The organism is Rhizobium sp. BT-226, from assembly GCF_025847085.2.
GTDB classification, from domain to species: Bacteria; Pseudomonadota; Alphaproteobacteria; order Rhizobiales; family Rhizobiaceae; genus Rhizobium; species Rhizobium sophorae.
In genome coordinates, this window is record NZ_JAOYTI010000004.1 from 465640 (window position 1) to 481646 (window position 16007).

Sequence of the window (16007 nt, forward strand, 5' to 3'; positions counted from 1 at the left end):
TTCATGGCAAAACGGCACGGTCACGATCAACTTCCGATGCCGTCGGTGCGTGTCGGGTCCGAGCGTAGCGTATCGATTTCGTAGATCGTCCGCATGACGGTCAGCCGGGCGGTAAAGGTGGTCAGGAGCGCGATGACGATCATCGTAGCGAAGATGCCGGCATAACCGAGCACGCCGACGGAGAAGGTGCCGAAGAGCGCGGTCGCCTGGTCCGTTTCGGGGGTGGCGAGGGTACGGCTCTGCCAGAAACCGGCGGTGGCGAAGAAGAGGGCGGCAAGCGCGCTGCCGATCGCCGAGCCCTTGAGGCTGATCTTCAAGAAATGCTTCTGGAATTCGGTGGCGACGAAGGAGCTTTCGGCGCCGACGAAATGCAGCACTTCGACGACGTGCCGATTGCCCGACAGCGCGCCGCGCGTGGCGAAGACGACGGTGAGTACCATCGCCGTGAAAACCAGGAGCAGGATGCCGGTGCCGATCATCACAGTCGTGTGCGCCATGGACACCAGCCGGTCGACCCAGGTGCGGTGATCGTCGAGGGTCGCCTGCGGAATACTGTCCTTCAGCAGCGCCCGCATCGAATCGAAATCCGGAGGATTGCTCTCGTCGATGGTGATGATGACGAGGCGAGGAACGGGCAGATCCTTGAGATCGAGACCGGGGCCGAGCCAGGGTTCGAGCAGGCGAGCGGTCGCCGCCTCGTCGACGATCTGGCCGCTCTTGGTGCCGACGAAGGTCAGCGCCAGGTCGCGCGCCTGGATCAGCGCCTTTTCCATGTCGAGATTGTCGTCCGGCTTGATCTGGATGGTGATCTCGCGCGAGATCTGGCTCTCCCAGCTTGCCGCGGTCGACCGCACCATGCTGACGCCGCCGAGCGTCAGGCAGGCGAGAAAGGCCATGATCGATATCACCACCATCAAGGCGCTGCCCTGGATGTTGGAAGGCGGCAGGATCGGCGCGGTCGGACGCACGCGCAATTCCGGCCGCTTCTGCTGGGTCTTGGCAGACGCCTTCTCGGGGGGTCTGGACGGGGGCTCAGTCATAAATATCGAGATGCCCCTCTGAGAGGATCATGCGGCGAGCCTCCACCTGCTCCATCAACGCCAGGTCATGCGTGGCGATCACGACCGCCGTGCCGAGGCGGTTCAGCTCGAGGAAAAGGTTGAGCAGGCGCTTGGCCATCGGCGGGTCGACATTGCCGGTCGGCTCGTCGGCCAGCAGCACTTCCGGCCGGTCCATCAGCGCACGGGCGATTGCGGCGCGCTGCTTCTCGCCGCCGGAGAGTACAGGCGGCAGCACGTTGATGCGTTCGCCGAGGCCGACCCATTTCAAAAGTTCCAGGACGTCGGTCTTGTAGGAGCTCTCATCCTTGCCACGTACCCGTAAGGGCAAAGCGACATTCTCATAGGTGGTGAGATGGTCGAGGAGGCGGAAATCCTGGAAGACGATGCCGACGCGGCGGCGCAGAAGCGGCAGTTCGGGGCGGGGGATTTCAGAAATATCGCGCCCGAACATGCGGATTAGGCCGCGCGTCGGCTGCAGCGACATGAAAAGCATCCGCAGCAGCGACGTCTTGCCGGCGCCCGATGGGCCGGTCAGGAACTGAAAGGATTTCTTCGGAATGTCGAAGGTCAGGTCCCGGAGGATTTCCGGGCCCATGCCATAGCGCAAACCGACATTCTCGAAATGGATCAACGGGCAGCTCAGTCTGTTGTGGGTTTCACCGCACGACTTGTTAACCAACACCGTTAACAGCCGGTAAATTTTGCTGGAAAGACGCCCGTTTGATGGCGATCTTTGCGAAGCATTAACCATTAAAATTTACGACTGAGCAGGATTCGTTTCAATGCCAAGATTTCCCCTGGCAGCGAAACCATGTGGACATCTGCGAGGCAGCCATCATGGAAGCATCCTCCTTCAGTCGCCGGACTCCGGGCCAGACCTATGATTTCCTGCCGCCGGAACCCGCCAACCGTCGGTACCGCTCGGCGCGTCCTGCCGATATCTCCGACGCCGAATTCGTCACCCTCGGCAAAGTGCGGCCCAGGGAATTCAGTGCAAGGACTTATAACGACAATCGCAACCGCATGGCTGCCGCAAACGCCGCACCGAAGCCGTTCATGTCGGCAATGGCTGCTTCTGTTCTGCAGACCGTGGAATCCTGGCTTCAGCGCGCGTCGACGCGGAGCTTCGCAGCGCTGGTACTGGCGCTCACCGTGCTCGTCTTCGGGCTAACAGGTGGTTTTTCCGGCCTTTCCGGCGAGCGAGCCGCTTCCGGCGCATCGCTGCACTTCACCCATGTCACGGTGACGCCGCGTGATGCGAACGGCATGCGGGTACTCGTCATCAACGGCATCATCGAAAACGAGAGCGGCACGACGCAGACGGTGCATCCGATCCGTGCCGATCTCGTGACCGACGAACGGCTGACCGCAAGCATCGTCATCAACCCGCCCGCCGATGTGATCTATGGCGGCCAGAGCCGTGGCTTCTCGGCTCGCGTCCAGCATGCCGGCGGAAAAATGCCGGAGGTCCGGCTTTCCTTCCTGCCATAGACGTAACACGACATGGATTGCCGATTTTTGCGTCGCAGGTCGTGCCAATCCCGTTAATTTCATGGCAGGCGAGGCTGTTTCAGGCTCGCATATGTGCTAACGGCTTACCCTTCTTTTCATGGAGCAAGCCCTTATGCCTGTCGTGCGCGGAAAAAACATCGAGCCGCTCTTCACCGCCGAGCAGATCGCCGAGCGCAATCATGCGATGGCGCGGGAGATCGCCAATGGCCCGACCAAGGACCTGCTCGTCATCGCCGTGCTGAAGGGTTCCTTCATCTTCGCCGCCGACCTGATTCGCGCCCTGCATGATAGCGGGCTTGCCCCGGAGGTCGAGTTCATCACGCTGTCGAGTTACGGCATCGGCACGGTTTCGCAGGGTGTGCGCATCGTCAAGGATATCGACAGCGACGTGCATGGCCGCGACGTCCTGCTGATCGACGATATCCTCGAATCCGGCCGGACGCTGCTCTTTGCCAAGGAGTTGCTCTTCGAACGTGGCGCGCGCAACGTCACGATCGCCGTGCTGCTCGACAAGCGCGTCAAGCGCAAGGAAAAGCTGGAGGCCGACTATGTCGGCTTCGAATGCCCCGACTATTTTGTCGTCGGCTACGGCATGGATGTCGCCTATGCCTTTCGCGAACTGCCCTTCGTCGGCGTGGTTACCGGGGACGCCTGAGCGTTGCCTTCAAGACGGGTTGTTAACCATCTCGTCCATTGCTTCGTCATCTTTACCGATCGAAAAGGAAAGTCTGGTGATTTCCGTCGCGGGGCTGATACGGAGCGATGCACATATGGCAAGAATTCTGATTACGGAAGACGAGGACTCCCTGCGGTCCTTCGTGGCCCGAGCCCTGCGGCTTGATGGCCACGAGACCGATGAGGCGGCCGATGGGGCCGAGGGCTTGGAGAAGCTCAAGGACGGGGTCTACGATCTGCTGCTTTCAGATATCCGCATGCCGGTGATGGACGGCATTGAACTCGCCCATCAGGCAAAAGACGCCTTTCCAGGTCTGAAGATCCTGCTGATGACCGGTTACGCCGAACAGCGCGAACGGGCCGACGATCTTGCCGAAAAGATCATCGATGTCGTCGCCAAACCCTTCGCGCTTCCCGATATCCGCAAGGCTGTCGCCCGGGCGCTCGTCGCTTAGAGCATAATGCCGAAAGGTGTGAGCGTTCTTCGGACGAGATGGTGCACACCTTCCTCGATTGAGGTCCGGATTTAGATTTTAGGCCGCTCCGGCCTAAAATCATTCTGTTAAAGCGACTGCGATGCATTGTGTAGTGGCGTAGGACTACTGAATATCCAACAGCCGCTCGAGATAACGCCGTTCCATTTCCTGCGGCGGATTGTTGCCGAGCTTTTCGCGGATCGCGTCAAGGATTTCTCGTGCCCGCTGAACGTCGATTTCATCAGGCACCTTCACGTCATCGCCGAAATCAGGTCCCTGGGTCCGGCGTGGCCGGCCGAGTGGGTCGCGGCCGTTCTGGTCGCCCTGGCCCACCTGGCCGTTTGGACCTTGACCCTGCTGGCCCTGCTGCGCCTGCATCATCTGGTTCATCATGTCGCGGGCGCCCTGGCGAAGCGCTTCGAGCGCGCGGCCCTGGCCCTCGACGGCCGGTTGGCCGCGGCCCTGGCCGAGTTCACGGCCGGCACCTTCCATTTCGCGTTGCGCCTGGCCAAAGCCCGGGCCGGGCTTCATGCCCATCTCGCCGAGGCTTTTCTGCAATTCGCCGAGCTGCTTGCCGAGCGCATCCTGCTGAGCGCGTAGCTGTTTCAGCGCCTCGCGCAGCTGCTCGGCCGTCATCTGGTCGGAGGGCTGCTCACCTTCCTTGCCTTGCTGTCCCTGCTGCTGATCCTGCGGCTCGCCATTCTCTTCCGGATTCATCTCGTCGAGCAGCGGGTCGTTTTCGCCCATCTCAGTCTCGCCGCGCTGCATGCGGTCCCTGAGCTGCTGATCGAGCCGGAAGGTTTGTTCCATCAGCTTCTGCTGGTCGCGCAGGATCTCGCCGAGCTTGTCCATCTGTTTGCGGGCTTCGCTGTTTTCCTGGCTCTGCTGACCGCGCTGCGGCCGGCCCGCCTGCAAGTTGTTCATCATCCGCTGCAATTCCGACAGCATCTGCTGGGCCGCGTCACGATTGCCGGAGCGGGCAAGATTCTCGATCTGGTCCATCATCCGTTCCAGATCCTGCTGGCGCAGGATATTCTGCGCATTCTGGTTCGGCTGCATCGGCGCGTTCTGCATGCGTTGGGCGAGCTCGGTCATATAGTCCTGCATCGCCTTGCGCAGCTCGTCCATCAGCTTCTTGATCTCCGCGTCGGGGGCGTTGCGGTCCAACGCGTCGGCAAGCTTCTGCTGGGCTTCGCGCAGCTTGCGCTCGGCCAGCGAGAGATCACCGTCCTCCATGCCCAGCGCAATCTCCCAGAGATATTGGGCCGTATCCTTCAGCGCATCCTCGCCCTTTGCGAGCTTCATGCGCGCCAAGGCGGATTCGAGCAGCAGGTAGTTGGTAAGCTTGGGGATCGTCTCCTCGGGACGGATGGTCAGCGCCTCGTTCAAGGCGATCGCCTGCGGCATCTTGCGCGTATCGAGTGCGAAGACCTGCCGCTGCTCGGCGACGGCTGCGGCAAGCGGCTCGTTGAAGGGCCGCGACGGCAGCACCATCTCATGAGGCGGGCTGCGGCCGGTCTGGCCGGCGGCATCCTTGGCGACGAGGGTGATGCGCACGCGCTTGCCGGCAAGCGGATGTTCGGTCAGGTTCCGGCTGGTCACGCCCTTGGCGTCGCGGGCGTTGCGGCGGGGGATATCCAGCCGATATTCCGGCAGCGGATAGAGCGGCGTTGCCGTCGGGTCGTTTTCCAGAGGAACGATCTCCGCATGCGCCTCCTGGACGCCGTAATCGTCCTTGACGGTGAAACCGATTTCGAGCGCGCCGTTGACGCTGGGCTTCGGCAAACCGTCGAAGGCAATTTCCGGCGCCTTGTCGGGAAGCACGTCGAAGCTCCAGCGGCGGCCGTTGACCTCGAGTGCGCCGTTCTCCTGGAGCTTCATCATATGCGTCTGCGCGACAAGAGCCTGGCTGGCCGGTGCCGCCGTCTGCTGCTCGCTGGCTGATGCCGCCGTCTGCTGCGGCTTGGTATCCGCCTGCACGGCGATATCCTGGGCCTCGCCGTTCGCCTTGCGGAACACGACCTTTTCGGCCGTCTTTCCGCCGCTGACGCGGACAGTGAGGCCTGAAAACTGCGGAATGCCGATCGGCGCCTGCTCGCTGCCGTCAGCCGTCAGGTAAACCGGGGCGCGGCCGGTATAGGAGGGCGGCGTCACCCAGGCGTCGATGCGCACCGCCGGATCGCTGACCACCGGTTCGGGTGCTGCCTGCAACGCGTCGCGGATCGAGCCGCCGTTGATCGACAGCGAATAACCGAAGGCCGTGACGAGCAGCAGCGCCGGGACGGCGCGCAGCGCGAAACGGTCATGCGCGGCAATATCAGGCCGCGGCAGTCCGGCATCGAGCGCTGCGATCTTTTCAGCCATGCGCGTCTGGTGCTCGCGCCAGAGCGCCCGGCCGAAGGGCGTATCGAAGGCCGGCTCGTCCTCCTGGACGGTGACCGGCTGGTGCGGCAGGCCGTTGCGCTCCTCCAGCATGCGGTCGGCTTCTGCGACTTTCGGCCAGCGCAGGGTGCGGAACGGGAGGAGCGAAACCAGAAAAGCGGCGGCAAAGGCGATGAGCAGCAGGATGCGCAGCCAGTCCGGCACGCTGCGGAAGAGGCCGAACCAGGAAGCGCAGAGATAAAAGGCGATGACGGACAGTACCGGCATCAAAGGCGGCAGCAGCTGCTCGAAAAAGAGCACGATGCGCGCCAACAAGCGTTTCGTCGTCACCAGCCGGGCAAGCGAGGGACGGAACGCAAATGCACCTTTCTTCTGCCGCGAGGGGCTTGTCATCGGTCCGGTCTCCGCGATCTGGCGTTGTGGAACAGAGGGCGCTTCCGGCGATTGCGGGGCAATACGCTCATGAACGAAAGGATAACACTCTTTGTGGCGAAGGCGAGGGCGAGCGGCCGGTAATACCGGCTTTTCACGGTTATTCGCCAAAAAGTGATGGCTTGTTCAGTCGAGCCAGGCCGGAACGGAGTCGAGGCTGATCAGTTCGGCATAGGTTCTGCGCGGGCGGATCGTATGAAAATCGCTGCCCCTGACCAGAACTTCGGGCACCAGCAGGCGGCTGTTATAGGTGCCGGCCTGGACCGCGCCGTAAGCGCCGGCAGTGCTGACGGCCATCAGGTCGCCGGGCTTCGGCATCGCCATCTCGCGGTCCAGCGCCAGATAATCACCGGTCTCGCAAACGGGACCGACCACGTCGGCGCGGATGCGGGGCGCGTTGGCCGCCGAAATCGTCACCGGGCGGATCTCGTGATAGGCCTCGTAGAGCGTCGGGCGGATGAGATCGTTCATTGCGCCGTCGACGATGACGAAGGTCTTTTCGCCGCCATCCTTCACATAGAGGACTTCGGTCACGAGGATGCCGGCATTGCCGACGATCAAGCGTCCGGGTTCGGTGATGATCTTGCAGTCCAGGCCGCGCAGCTGGTTCTTGACGATTGCGGCATAGGCATCCGGCAGCGGCGGCGGATTGTTGTCGTCCTTGTAGGGGATGCCGAGGCCGCCGCCGATATCGACGTGGTGGATGGTGTGGCCGTCGGCGCGTAGCGTCGCGACAAGGTCGTGCAGCAGTTTGAAGGCGTCGTCGAAGGGCTGCAATTCGGTGATCTGGCTGCCGATATGCATGTCGATGCCGGTGACCTCGATGCCCGGCAGCTTGGCGGCATGGGCATAGATGGCGCGGGCGCGCTCCCAGGAGATGCCGAACTTGTTTTCCTTCTTGCCGGTCGAGATCTTCGAATGCGTCTTCGCATCGACATCCGGGTTGATGCGGAAGGAGACCGGCGCTTTCTTGCCCGCGCTGACGGCGCGCTGGTTGAGGATCTCGAGTTCGGGCTCGGATTCAACGTTGAAGCAGTAGATGCCGGCCTCGAGGGCGAAATCCATCTCGGACGGCGTCTTGCCGACACCTGAGAACATGATGCGGCTCGCCGGAATGTCGGCGGCAAGCGCGCGGCGCAGCTCGCCTTCCGAGACGACATCGATGCCGGCGCCGAGGCGGCCCAGCGTCTTCAGCACCGCCTGGTTCGAATTCGCCTTCATCGCATAGCAGACCATGGAGTCCATGTCGGCGAAGGCTTCCGAAAAGACGCGGTAATGGCGCTCCAGCGTCGCGGTGGAATAGACGTAAAAAGGGGTGCCGACCGCCTTGGCGATCTCGGGAACGGGGACGTTCTCCGCATGAAGGACGCCGTCGCGGTACTCGAAATGGTTCACGGGTTTGTGCCTTAAAGAAGGGGATCGAGAAGGAAGGGCTTGTCGACGGTTCCCGGCCGTTTCGTCGGCTTGGAAACGTCGCCTTCCTTGGTTGCCGCAGCGCTCGGCGGATCGAGGTCGCCCTTGCGCCCGCATCCGGCAACGGCAAGGCCGATGACGGCGAGAACCGCCGTCAGGCGGACGAGGTGCGGCAAGCTCTTCTGCATGGATATCCTCTTCTGCGGCATGTGATGGCATCATTCATATCGAATGATGGACATCTTCATAACGAAGTTTATCTGCCTTGTGCACCCTGATTGTTGGGCGGTCTTTCGAGGCCCGCAGGAAGGGCGGCGGCTTTTCGCCACGCCTGCTATCTCTTAGTTGCGGGCGCGCCAGAAGGCGATCTGCCTGCGCACTTCGGACGGCGCGGTGCCGCCGAAGCTCTTGCGACTGGCGACCGAAGCCTCGACGGTCAGCACGTCGTAGACCTTGTCGGTGATGTCGGGATGGATCGCCTGCAGATCGGAGAGCGGCAGCTCGGCAAGGTCGCAGCCCTTGCTTTCGGCGAGCGCTACGGCGCGGCCGGTGACGTGATGGGCGTCGCGAAAGGGCAGGCCCGCTTCGCGCACCAGCCAGTCGGCAAGATCGGTCGCCGTCGAATAGCCGGAGCCGGCCGCCGCCTTCATGCGCGCGGTGTTGACGGTCATGTCGCGCACCATGCCGGTCATGGCGGCGATTGCCAATTCCAGGCTCTCGGCAGCGTCGAAGACCTGTTCCTTGTCTTCCTGCATGTCCTTGGAATAGGCGAGCGGCAGGCCCTTCATGATCGTCAGCAGCGCCACCAGCGAGCCGTTGATGCGGCCGGTCTTGGCGCGCACCAGTTCGGCGGCATCCGGGTTCTTCTTCTGCGGCATGATCGAGGAGCCGGTCGAGAAGGCGTCGGAGAGGCGCACGAAACCGAATTGCGGGGTCGACCAGATGACGATCTCTTCTGCCAGACGCGACATGTGCATGCCCGCAATCGCTGCGATCGACAGGAATTCGATGGCGAAATCGCGGTCGGAGACCGTATCGATGGAGTTGCGGGTCGGCTCGCGGAAACCGAGCGCCTTGGCCGTCATGTGGCGGTCGATCGGATAGCCGGTGCCGGCAAGTGCGGCGGCACCGATCGGGCTTTCATCCAGATGCTCGATGGCGTGGCGCACGCGCGAGCGATCGCGGCCGAACATTTCGACATAGGCCATGCAGTGATGGCCGAAGGTAACGGGCTGGGCGGTCTGCAGATGGGTGAAGCCCGGCATGACGCTTTCGGCATGTTCTTCGGCGCGGTCGAGGAAAGCCGCGATCAGGCTGGTCAGCATCTGCTCGGTCTTCTGCAGCTCTTCCTTCACCCAGAGACGGAAGTCGAGCGCCACCTGATCGTTGCGCGAGCGGGCGGTGTGCAGCCGGCCGGCCGCCGGTCCGATCAGCGTCGCCAGGCGTGCCTCGACATTCATGTGGATGTCTTCGAGCTGACGCGAGAATTCGAAATTGCCGCTTTCGATTTCTGACAGGATCGTGTTTAGCCCGTGAACGATCTTGTCCTTATCGTCTGATGAAATGATCGCCTGATGGGCAAGCATGGTCGCGTGGGCGATCGAACCGCGGATGTCCTGGGCGAATAGCTTCTTGTCGAAACCGATCGAGGCATTTATCTCCTCCATGATCGCGTCCGGGCCGGAGGCGAAACGCCCACCCCACATCTGGTTGGAGGATTTGGTGTCCGTGTTGTTCTCGGCCATGGAAGATGCCCGTCCTGGAGAATGAAATGACGACGAAAAAACCCTTCGGCCTGCCGTCCGGAAAATTGATCGCAATCGCCGCCGTCGCAGGTGTCGTTGCAGGTGCGGCAGCGGTATACGTGAAGGAGACAGGGATTGGCAATGGGATCGGCAGCAGCGCTTCGGCCGAATGCTCGCTGGCGAAGGAGCGTGCTGCCAATCTGGCACCGCTGATGAAGGGGCAGGTGGCCGCCATGATTGCCGCCACCGAGCCGCGCAAGCTGACGGCGGTTTCCTTCAACGGGCCGGATGGCAAGCCGCTGACGCTCGACCATTTCGCCGGCAAGACCGTGCTTCTCAATCTCTGGGCCACCTGGTGCGTACCCTGCCGCGAGGAAATGCCGGCGCTGAACGCACTCGAAAAGGAGATGGGCAGCGACAGATTCCAAGTCGTGCCGGTCAATATCGACACCGGCGACGACGAGAAGCCGAAGACTTTCCTGACTGAAACCGGCGTCGATGCGCTGCAGCTTTATCGCGATAACACGATCGGCGTCTTCAACAGCCTGAAGAAGGAAGGCCTTGCCTTCGGCCTGCCGGTGACGCTGCTGCTCGACGACAAGGGCTGCCTGATCTCCGGCATGAACGGCCCCGCCGCCTGGGACAGCGAAGACGCCAAAGCGCTGATCAAGGGTGCGATCGGGTCGTAACGACGATCAGGAGTCTCCATTTCCTCTTATGAGGAAGACGCCCGCGATTCCGATCAGGACGCAGCACTGCAGCAGGAACATGGGTGTTTCGGTCGACATGGCGTTTCCTCCCGTTCCGGGCAAGGAAAGCATTTCGCGGGCGTTCGGTCCATTCGCCCGTTTTAGTGATGGCCTGATTACCGCGTCGGGACCGGTACTTCACCGCGATAGTCATAGAAGCCGCGGCCGGACTTGCGTCCGAGCCAGCCGGCTTCGACATATTTCACCAGCAGCGGGCAGGGACGATATTTCGAGTCCGCCAGGCCGTCATGCAGCACCTGCATGATCGAGAGGCAGGTGTCGAGGCCGATGAAATCGGCAAGCTGCAGCGGTCCCATCGGATGGTTGGCGCCGAGCTTCATTGCCGTATCGATGGCGTCGACCGTGCCGACGCCTTCATAGAGCGTGTAGATCGCTTCGTTGATCATCGGCAGCAGGATGCGGTTGACGATGAAGGCCGGGAAATCCTCGGCGACGGTGATGGTCTTTTCCAGCGTGCCGACGAATTCCTTGGCGGCGGAAAAGGTCTTCTCGTCGGTCGCGATGCCGCGCACCAGTTCGACCAGCTTCATGACAGGCACCGGGTTCATGAAATGTATGCCCATGAAGCGCTCGGGGCGGTCGGTGGCGGCAGCAAGGCGGGTGATGGAAAGGGAAGAGGTGTTGGTGGCAAGCAGTGCTTCCGGCTTCAGGACCGGACAGACTTGCGTATAGATCTTGCGCTTGACCGCTTCATCCTCAGTGGCGGCCTCGATGACGAGATCGGACGGGGCAAGATCATTGACATCGGACGAGCCGGTGATGTGCGACAAGGTCGACTTGCGTTCCTCTTCGGTCATCTTGCCGTTCGTCACCAGGCGGGCCAGGTTGCCGTTGATGGTGGCAAGGCCGGATTCGATGCGGTCCTGCGAGAGATCGTAGATGTGAACCCTGTAACCTGCGGCGGCCGAAACATGCGCGATGCCGCAGCCCATCTGGCCGGCACCGATAATACCAATATTCTTCAACACCGCATTCATCTCCAAACCCCCGCACGGCATTCGCCCCCGCGCCGCCGCATTTTCTAGCAATACTGCCGGACGAAGGATCGCCCGGCAGCAGTAGTAGCCCGATAAAAGATAATTTTCCAGTCATTCGCAAGTGCGAAAGAAAAGCATTTGACGCAGTCAGAGCGCCTTTTGCAATTCCGGCAAGACCTCGAAGAGATCGGCGACCAGTCCGTAGTCGGCGACCTGGAAGATCGGCGCCTCCTCGTCCTTGTTGATGGCGACGATCACCTTCGAATCCTTCATCCCGGCCAGATGCTGGATGGCACCCGAAATGCCGCAGGCGATGTAGAGCTGCGGCGCCACCACCTTACCGGTCTGGCCGACCTGCCAGTCGTTCGGCGCATAACCGGCATCGACGGCGGCTCTGGATGCACCGACGGCAGCCCCGAGCTTGTCGGCAAGCGGCAGGATGACTTCCCTGAATTTTTCCGCCGAGCCGAGCGCCCGGCCGCCGGAGATGATGATCTTCGCCGAGGTCAGTTCCGGTCGGTCGGAGGCCGACAGCGCATCGCCGACGAAGGTCGAAAGCCCCGGATCGGAAACCGCCGGGATCGCCTCGACAGTGGCTGAGCCGCCGTCCGGTGCAGAGGCAAAGGAGGCGGTGCGCACGGTGATCACCTTCTTGGCATCGCTCGCCTGTACCGTCTGAATGGCATTGCCGGCATAGATCGGCCGCTTGAAGGTATCGGCAGAGATCACTTCGATGACCTCCGAGACCTGGGCAACATCGAGCAGGGCTGCCACCCGCGGCAGCACGTTCTTGCCGACCGAGGTGGCGGCAGACAGGATCGTGTCGTAGCTACCAGCCAGTGAGACGATCAGGTCGGCCAGCGGTTCGGCCAGATTGTTGGCGAGTTCGTCGCTTTCGGCCAGCAGCACCTTGGAGACGCCGGCAAGCCTGGCCGCTTGTTCGGCAGCAGGCTTGGCCGCCTTGCCGGCAACGAGAATGTGGATGTCGCTTGCCTGTTCCTTGGCGATCTTTGCGGCTGCCGTCAGCGCCTTGGCGGTCTGATCGGACAGGCTGGCATTGTCGTGGTCAGCCAGAAGAAGAATGGTCATGATGATGGCTCCTGTTCCAACCTGATTACAGCACGCCGGCTTCGTTTTTGAGCTTGTCGATCAGTTCGGCGACCGACTTGACCTTGACGCCGGCCTTGCGGCCGGACGGCTCCTCGGTCTTCAACACCTTGAGGCGCGGCGTGGTGGAGATACCGAAATCATCAGGGCTCTTCTTGTCGAGCGGCTTTTTCTTCGCCTTCATGATGTTCGGCAGCGAGGCATAGCGCGGTTCGTTCAAGCGCAGATCGGTGGTGACGACCGCCGGCAGCTTGATCTCGATCGTCTGCAGGCCGCCATCGACTTCGCGGGTCACCTGAGCCTTGCCATCCCCGATCTCGATCTTCGAGGCGAAGGTCGCCTGGGCAATTCCCATCAGCGCCGCCAGCATCTGGCCGGTCTGGTTGCTGTCGTCGTCGATCGCCTGCTTGCCGACGATGATCAGGCCGGGCTGTTCGGCATCGGCCACAGCCTTCAAGATCTTGGCGACGGTGAGCGGCTCGACCGCATCGTCGGTCTCGACCAGGATCGCCCGGTCGGCGCCCATGGCAAGGGCGGTGCGCAGCGTCTCTTCGGCCTTGGCCGGACCGATCGACACCACCACCACTTCCTCGGCCTTGCCGGCTTCCTTCAGCCGCAACGCCTCTTCCACCGAGATCTCGTCGAACGGGTTCATCGACATCTTCACATTGGCAAGCTCGACACCCGTGCCATCCGGCTTCACACGGATCTTCACGTTGTAGTCGACAACCCGTTTGACTGGGACGAGTATCTTCATGGGGTCCTTCCTTCAGGAGAAACTGGCTTCAGAGACTTTTTTAGAAAATGCGCGCTTGGGCGCCGCTCCGATTGTCGAATGGCGACATGGATACGCGCTTTTCCTCCAAATTCAACGCTTCCATGACGCCGGCAGGCGATTTGCCTCGGCAATATATGGACGTTTACGTTCACGTCAATATCGTCGTTTAGCGTCGGCCCCAGGGAAAGCGCTGCGCCGTCCGCCCGTCCGTGCCGGCCGCGATGGCCGGTCCGGCGCCTGGGTCGTTTCTTACGGCGCGGGGCGTGACGATCTGCCGGTCGAAGAGCGGCACACCAGGCCGGCGCAACACCAGGATCAGGAAAGCGCCGGCGAGGATGCCGCCGACATGCGCGCCCCAGGAAACGTCGCCATCAGGTGCAATCGCCAGCATGAAGAACTGCTGCCCGATCCACAAAAGCAGCGGCACGAAGGCCGGCAGGGGCAAAGGCACACGGAAAAACACCAGCACCCAGACCCGGACGCGCGGATGCAGCATGACATAGGCGGCAACGACGCCGGAGACCGCCCCCGATGCGCCGACAAGCGGCGCTTCCGAGGTCATGGTCAGCAGGCCGTGGCAGAGCGCGCCGGCGGCGGCGCAGACGAGGTAGAAGATCAGGAAACGCAGATGCCCCATCGCATCCTCGACATTGTCGCCGAAGACCCAGAGGAAGATCATGTTGCCGGCCAAATGCCAAAAGCCGGTATGGACGAAGGCGTAGGTCAGGTAGGTCAGCGGCTCCGGTACGATTTCGAGCCCCTGCGCCAGCACCGCGTGGCCGAAGGCGATTGCCGGGATGTAGCCGAGCCCGACGGTCGTTGCCTGGGCTGCCTGCTCGCTCTCCAGGCTGGTCAAAAGCCAGACCGCGATATTCAGGGCGATCAGTGCGAGCGTCACCCACTGGACCTTGATATGTTTCAGCGTATTGGCATCGTGAAGTGGTATGAACATAAAGGCCCCCCGGCGATCGTGATCGAGGCAAGCCTATCTGGTTTTTCCCGGAACCCAAAGTACATCCGCATGGCCCCGGTCATTTGCATGACGCGCGGCGACGAAGAGGAAATCTGAGAGCCGGTTGACATATTTCATCGCCGGCTCGCCGACGATTTCGCCGTCGGTGCGGGCAAGCGCCACCATCAAACGCTCGGCTCGGCGCGCAATCGTGCGGGCAAGATGCAGATGGGCGGCAGCCGGGCTGCCGCCCGGCAGGATGAAGGATTTCAGTGGCTCCAGACCGGCGTTCAACTGGTCGATATCGTGCTCGACGCGGTCGACCTGCGTCTCGACGATCCGCAGCGGCTCGTAGGCCGGCGGCTCACCAGTGTCAGGGGTAGCGAGATCGGCGCCGAGATCGAAGAGGTCGTTCTGGATCGACATCAGCATGGCATCGAGTTCAGGCAAGCCGGCCGTGTGCAGCCGCGCCAGGCCGATCGCGGAATTGGCCTCGTCGATCGTACCGTAGACCTCGACGCGCAGATCGTCTTTGAGCCGGCGCGGGCCGGACACCAGCCCGGTCGTGCCGTCATCGCCTGTTTTCGTGTAGATCTTGTTGAGCTTGACCACGGTTTCCCCCTTGAAGTCCGGTCACGTCGGGCGGCCGCCGCCGGTCAGCCACAGCGTCACCATGATCAGGATGACGGCGATCGCCTGCAACAGCACACGAAGCTGCATCAGCTTGTTGGAACGGTTGGGATCGCCGCCCTTCATCATGTTGAAGAGGCCGCGGATCAGGACGAGGGCGACGACGCCCATGACGATAATCGCGAGGATATAGGTGACCGTGGACATGGATTCAGCTTTCTCAGTCAGTCCATCCAGCGCATCAGGCGGTAGAAGAGGTCTGCCGGAAGCAGCCGCTTCAGGAACATGCCCTGCTTAGCCGGAGTCGTTACAGGATAATGTGGCCTCGGATTTTTCGAGTTCAATGCGTGTTTCAACACGGAATAGACCGCTTCCGGGCCGAGTTTATGGCGGTTGACCGGCCCCGATCCGTCGAGTCTCGCCAATTGTCTAATGTAATCGACCGCGTGCGGCGAATTCTCGAGATCGATATGCTCCTTGATCTTTGCGAGCGCATTGGCGGTAAACCGCGTGGCGATCGGTCCCGGCTCGATCAGACTGACATGGATGCCGCTGCCCTGCAGCTCCATGCGGAGCGTGATGCTGAGGCCTTCCAGCGCGAACTTGGAAGCGGTGTAGGCGCCGCGATAGCGATAGGGGACGACGCCGAGGATCGACGAGCATTGCACGATCCGCCCTTGGCCACGTTTGCGCATCGGCGGAATGACCTGCCGCGTCAGTTCATGCCAGCCGAAGAAATTCGCCTCGAACTGCGCGCGCAGCGTTGCCGTCGACAGATCCTCGACGGCGCCCGGCTGGCCATAGGCGCCGTTATTGAAGAGGGCGTCGATGCGACCGCCGCTGCGTTCCAGAACCGCGCCGACCAGATCGGAAATCGTCTCGGTCCTGGCATAGTCCATCAGTAAGGCTTCGATGCCTTCTGCTTCCAGCCCCGAAAGATCGTCCGGCTTGCGCACCGTCGCGAAGACACGCCAGCCATCGGCTTTCAGCGCCCGCGCGCAATGAGCGCCGATACCGGACGAACATCCGGTCACGACGATGGTGCGCTCTCCCGCCATGGAATGATTCCTGTACAAAATGGGACTCGTTTCCCATAT

The 16007-nt window shown here is 62.0% G+C and carries 17 protein-coding genes; 4 read left to right on the forward strand and 13 right to left on the reverse strand.

Annotated features, from left to right (window positions below):
- Positions 1 to 26: 26 nt before the first annotated feature.
- Positions 27 to 1040 carry an ABC transporter permease gene (locus OIU37_RS26780; protein WP_264259198.1) on the reverse strand — a complete coding sequence of 338 codons (1014 nt, stop codon included), beginning with the start codon at positions 1038 to 1040 and terminating at the stop codon, positions 27 to 29.
- Entirely contained in the window at positions 1033 to 1692 is a 660-nt protein-coding gene (gene ftsE / locus OIU37_RS26785; RefSeq protein WP_003543317.1) for a cell division ATP-binding protein FtsE, read from the reverse strand. Before ftsE ends, OIU37_RS26780 begins: the two co-directional genes overlap by 8 nt.
- 206 nt (positions 1693 to 1898) lie before the next feature.
- Here ftsE and OIU37_RS26790 point away from each other — a divergent pair, with 206 nt between their 5' ends.
- The 3 genes from OIU37_RS26790 (at position 1899) to OIU37_RS26800 (ending at position 3703) form a co-directional block, all read left to right on the forward strand.
- The gene (locus OIU37_RS26790; protein ID WP_264259199.1) at positions 1899 to 2552 is read left to right on the forward strand and encodes a hypothetical protein; all 654 of its coding nucleotides are present in this window, start codon (positions 1899 to 1901) and stop codon (positions 2550 to 2552) included.
- A gap of 133 nt (positions 2553 to 2685) precedes the next feature.
- The gene (gene hpt / locus OIU37_RS26795) at positions 2686 to 3228 is read left to right on the forward strand and encodes a hypoxanthine phosphoribosyltransferase (protein WP_064840895.1); all 543 of its coding nucleotides are present in this window, start codon (positions 2686 to 2688) and stop codon (positions 3226 to 3228) included.
- A 115-nt stretch (positions 3229 to 3343) separates the two neighbouring features.
- Entirely contained in the window at positions 3344 to 3703 is a 360-nt protein-coding gene (locus OIU37_RS26800; protein WP_003543311.1) for a response regulator, read from the forward strand.
- Between the two features lie 144 nt (positions 3704 to 3847).
- Here OIU37_RS26800 and OIU37_RS26805 read toward each other — a convergent pair whose 3' ends face one another.
- From OIU37_RS26805 to argH, 4 genes are all read right to left on the reverse strand, one after another.
- Positions 3848 to 6499, reverse strand: coding sequence for a TIGR02302 family protein (locus OIU37_RS26805; protein ID WP_264259200.1), 2652 nt, complete (start codon positions 6497 to 6499; stop codon positions 3848 to 3850).
- Positions 6500 to 6664: 165 nt separating this feature from the next.
- The gene (lysA, locus tag OIU37_RS26810) at positions 6665 to 7933 is read right to left on the reverse strand and encodes a diaminopimelate decarboxylase (RefSeq protein WP_018243783.1); all 1269 of its coding nucleotides are present in this window, start codon (positions 7931 to 7933) and stop codon (positions 6665 to 6667) included.
- A gap of 11 nt (positions 7934 to 7944) precedes the next feature.
- Positions 7945 to 8139 carry a lipoprotein gene (locus tag OIU37_RS26815; protein WP_026265471.1) on the reverse strand — a complete coding sequence of 65 codons (195 nt, stop codon included), beginning with the start codon at positions 8137 to 8139 and terminating at the stop codon, positions 7945 to 7947.
- A 153-nt stretch (positions 8140 to 8292) separates the two neighbouring features.
- Entirely contained in the window at positions 8293 to 9696 is a 1404-nt protein-coding gene (gene argH, locus OIU37_RS26820) for an argininosuccinate lyase (RefSeq protein ID WP_264259201.1), read from the reverse strand.
- Positions 9697 to 9722: 26 nt separating this feature from the next.
- Here argH and OIU37_RS26825 point away from each other — a divergent pair, with 26 nt between their 5' ends.
- Positions 9723 to 10385 (forward strand): TlpA disulfide reductase family protein, encoded by a 663-nt coding sequence (locus tag OIU37_RS26825; RefSeq protein WP_240604118.1) that lies wholly within the window; start codon positions 9723 to 9725, stop codon positions 10383 to 10385.
- 176 nt (positions 10386 to 10561) lie between these two features.
- On the opposite strand, the gene OIU37_RS26830 is transcribed toward OIU37_RS26825, so the two are convergent.
- The 7 genes from OIU37_RS26830 to OIU37_RS26860 all read right to left on the reverse strand — a co-directional run bounded on the left by OIU37_RS26830 (position 10562) and on the right by OIU37_RS26860 (position 15968).
- A complete protein-coding gene (locus tag OIU37_RS26830; protein WP_171604692.1) occupies positions 10562 to 11443 on the reverse strand; it encodes a 3-hydroxybutyryl-CoA dehydrogenase in 882 nt (293 codons plus the stop codon).
- Between the two features lie 147 nt (positions 11444 to 11590).
- A complete protein-coding gene (locus OIU37_RS26835; RefSeq protein ID WP_264259202.1) occupies positions 11591 to 12532 on the reverse strand; it encodes an electron transfer flavoprotein subunit alpha/FixB family protein in 942 nt (313 codons plus the stop codon).
- Positions 12533 to 12557: 25 nt separating this feature from the next.
- The gene (locus tag OIU37_RS26840; protein ID WP_264259203.1) at positions 12558 to 13307 is read right to left on the reverse strand and encodes an electron transfer flavoprotein subunit beta/FixA family protein; all 750 of its coding nucleotides are present in this window, start codon (positions 13305 to 13307) and stop codon (positions 12558 to 12560) included.
- A 187-nt stretch (positions 13308 to 13494) separates the two neighbouring features.
- A complete protein-coding gene (locus OIU37_RS26845) occupies positions 13495 to 14280 on the reverse strand; it encodes a rhomboid family intramembrane serine protease (protein ID WP_240605477.1) in 786 nt (261 codons plus the stop codon).
- A gap of 33 nt (positions 14281 to 14313) precedes the next feature.
- A complete protein-coding gene (locus OIU37_RS26850; protein WP_240605476.1) occupies positions 14314 to 14892 on the reverse strand; it encodes a cob(I)yrinic acid a,c-diamide adenosyltransferase in 579 nt (192 codons plus the stop codon).
- 21 nt (positions 14893 to 14913) lie between these two features.
- On the reverse strand, positions 14914 to 15117 hold the full coding sequence (locus OIU37_RS26855) for a twin transmembrane helix small protein (protein WP_012759165.1): 204 nt from the start codon (positions 15115 to 15117) through the stop codon (positions 14914 to 14916).
- A 17-nt stretch (positions 15118 to 15134) separates the two neighbouring features.
- Positions 15135 to 15968, reverse strand: coding sequence for an SDR family oxidoreductase (locus tag OIU37_RS26860; RefSeq protein ID WP_240605475.1), 834 nt, complete (start codon positions 15966 to 15968; stop codon positions 15135 to 15137).
- Positions 15969 to 16007: the final 39 nt, after the last annotated feature.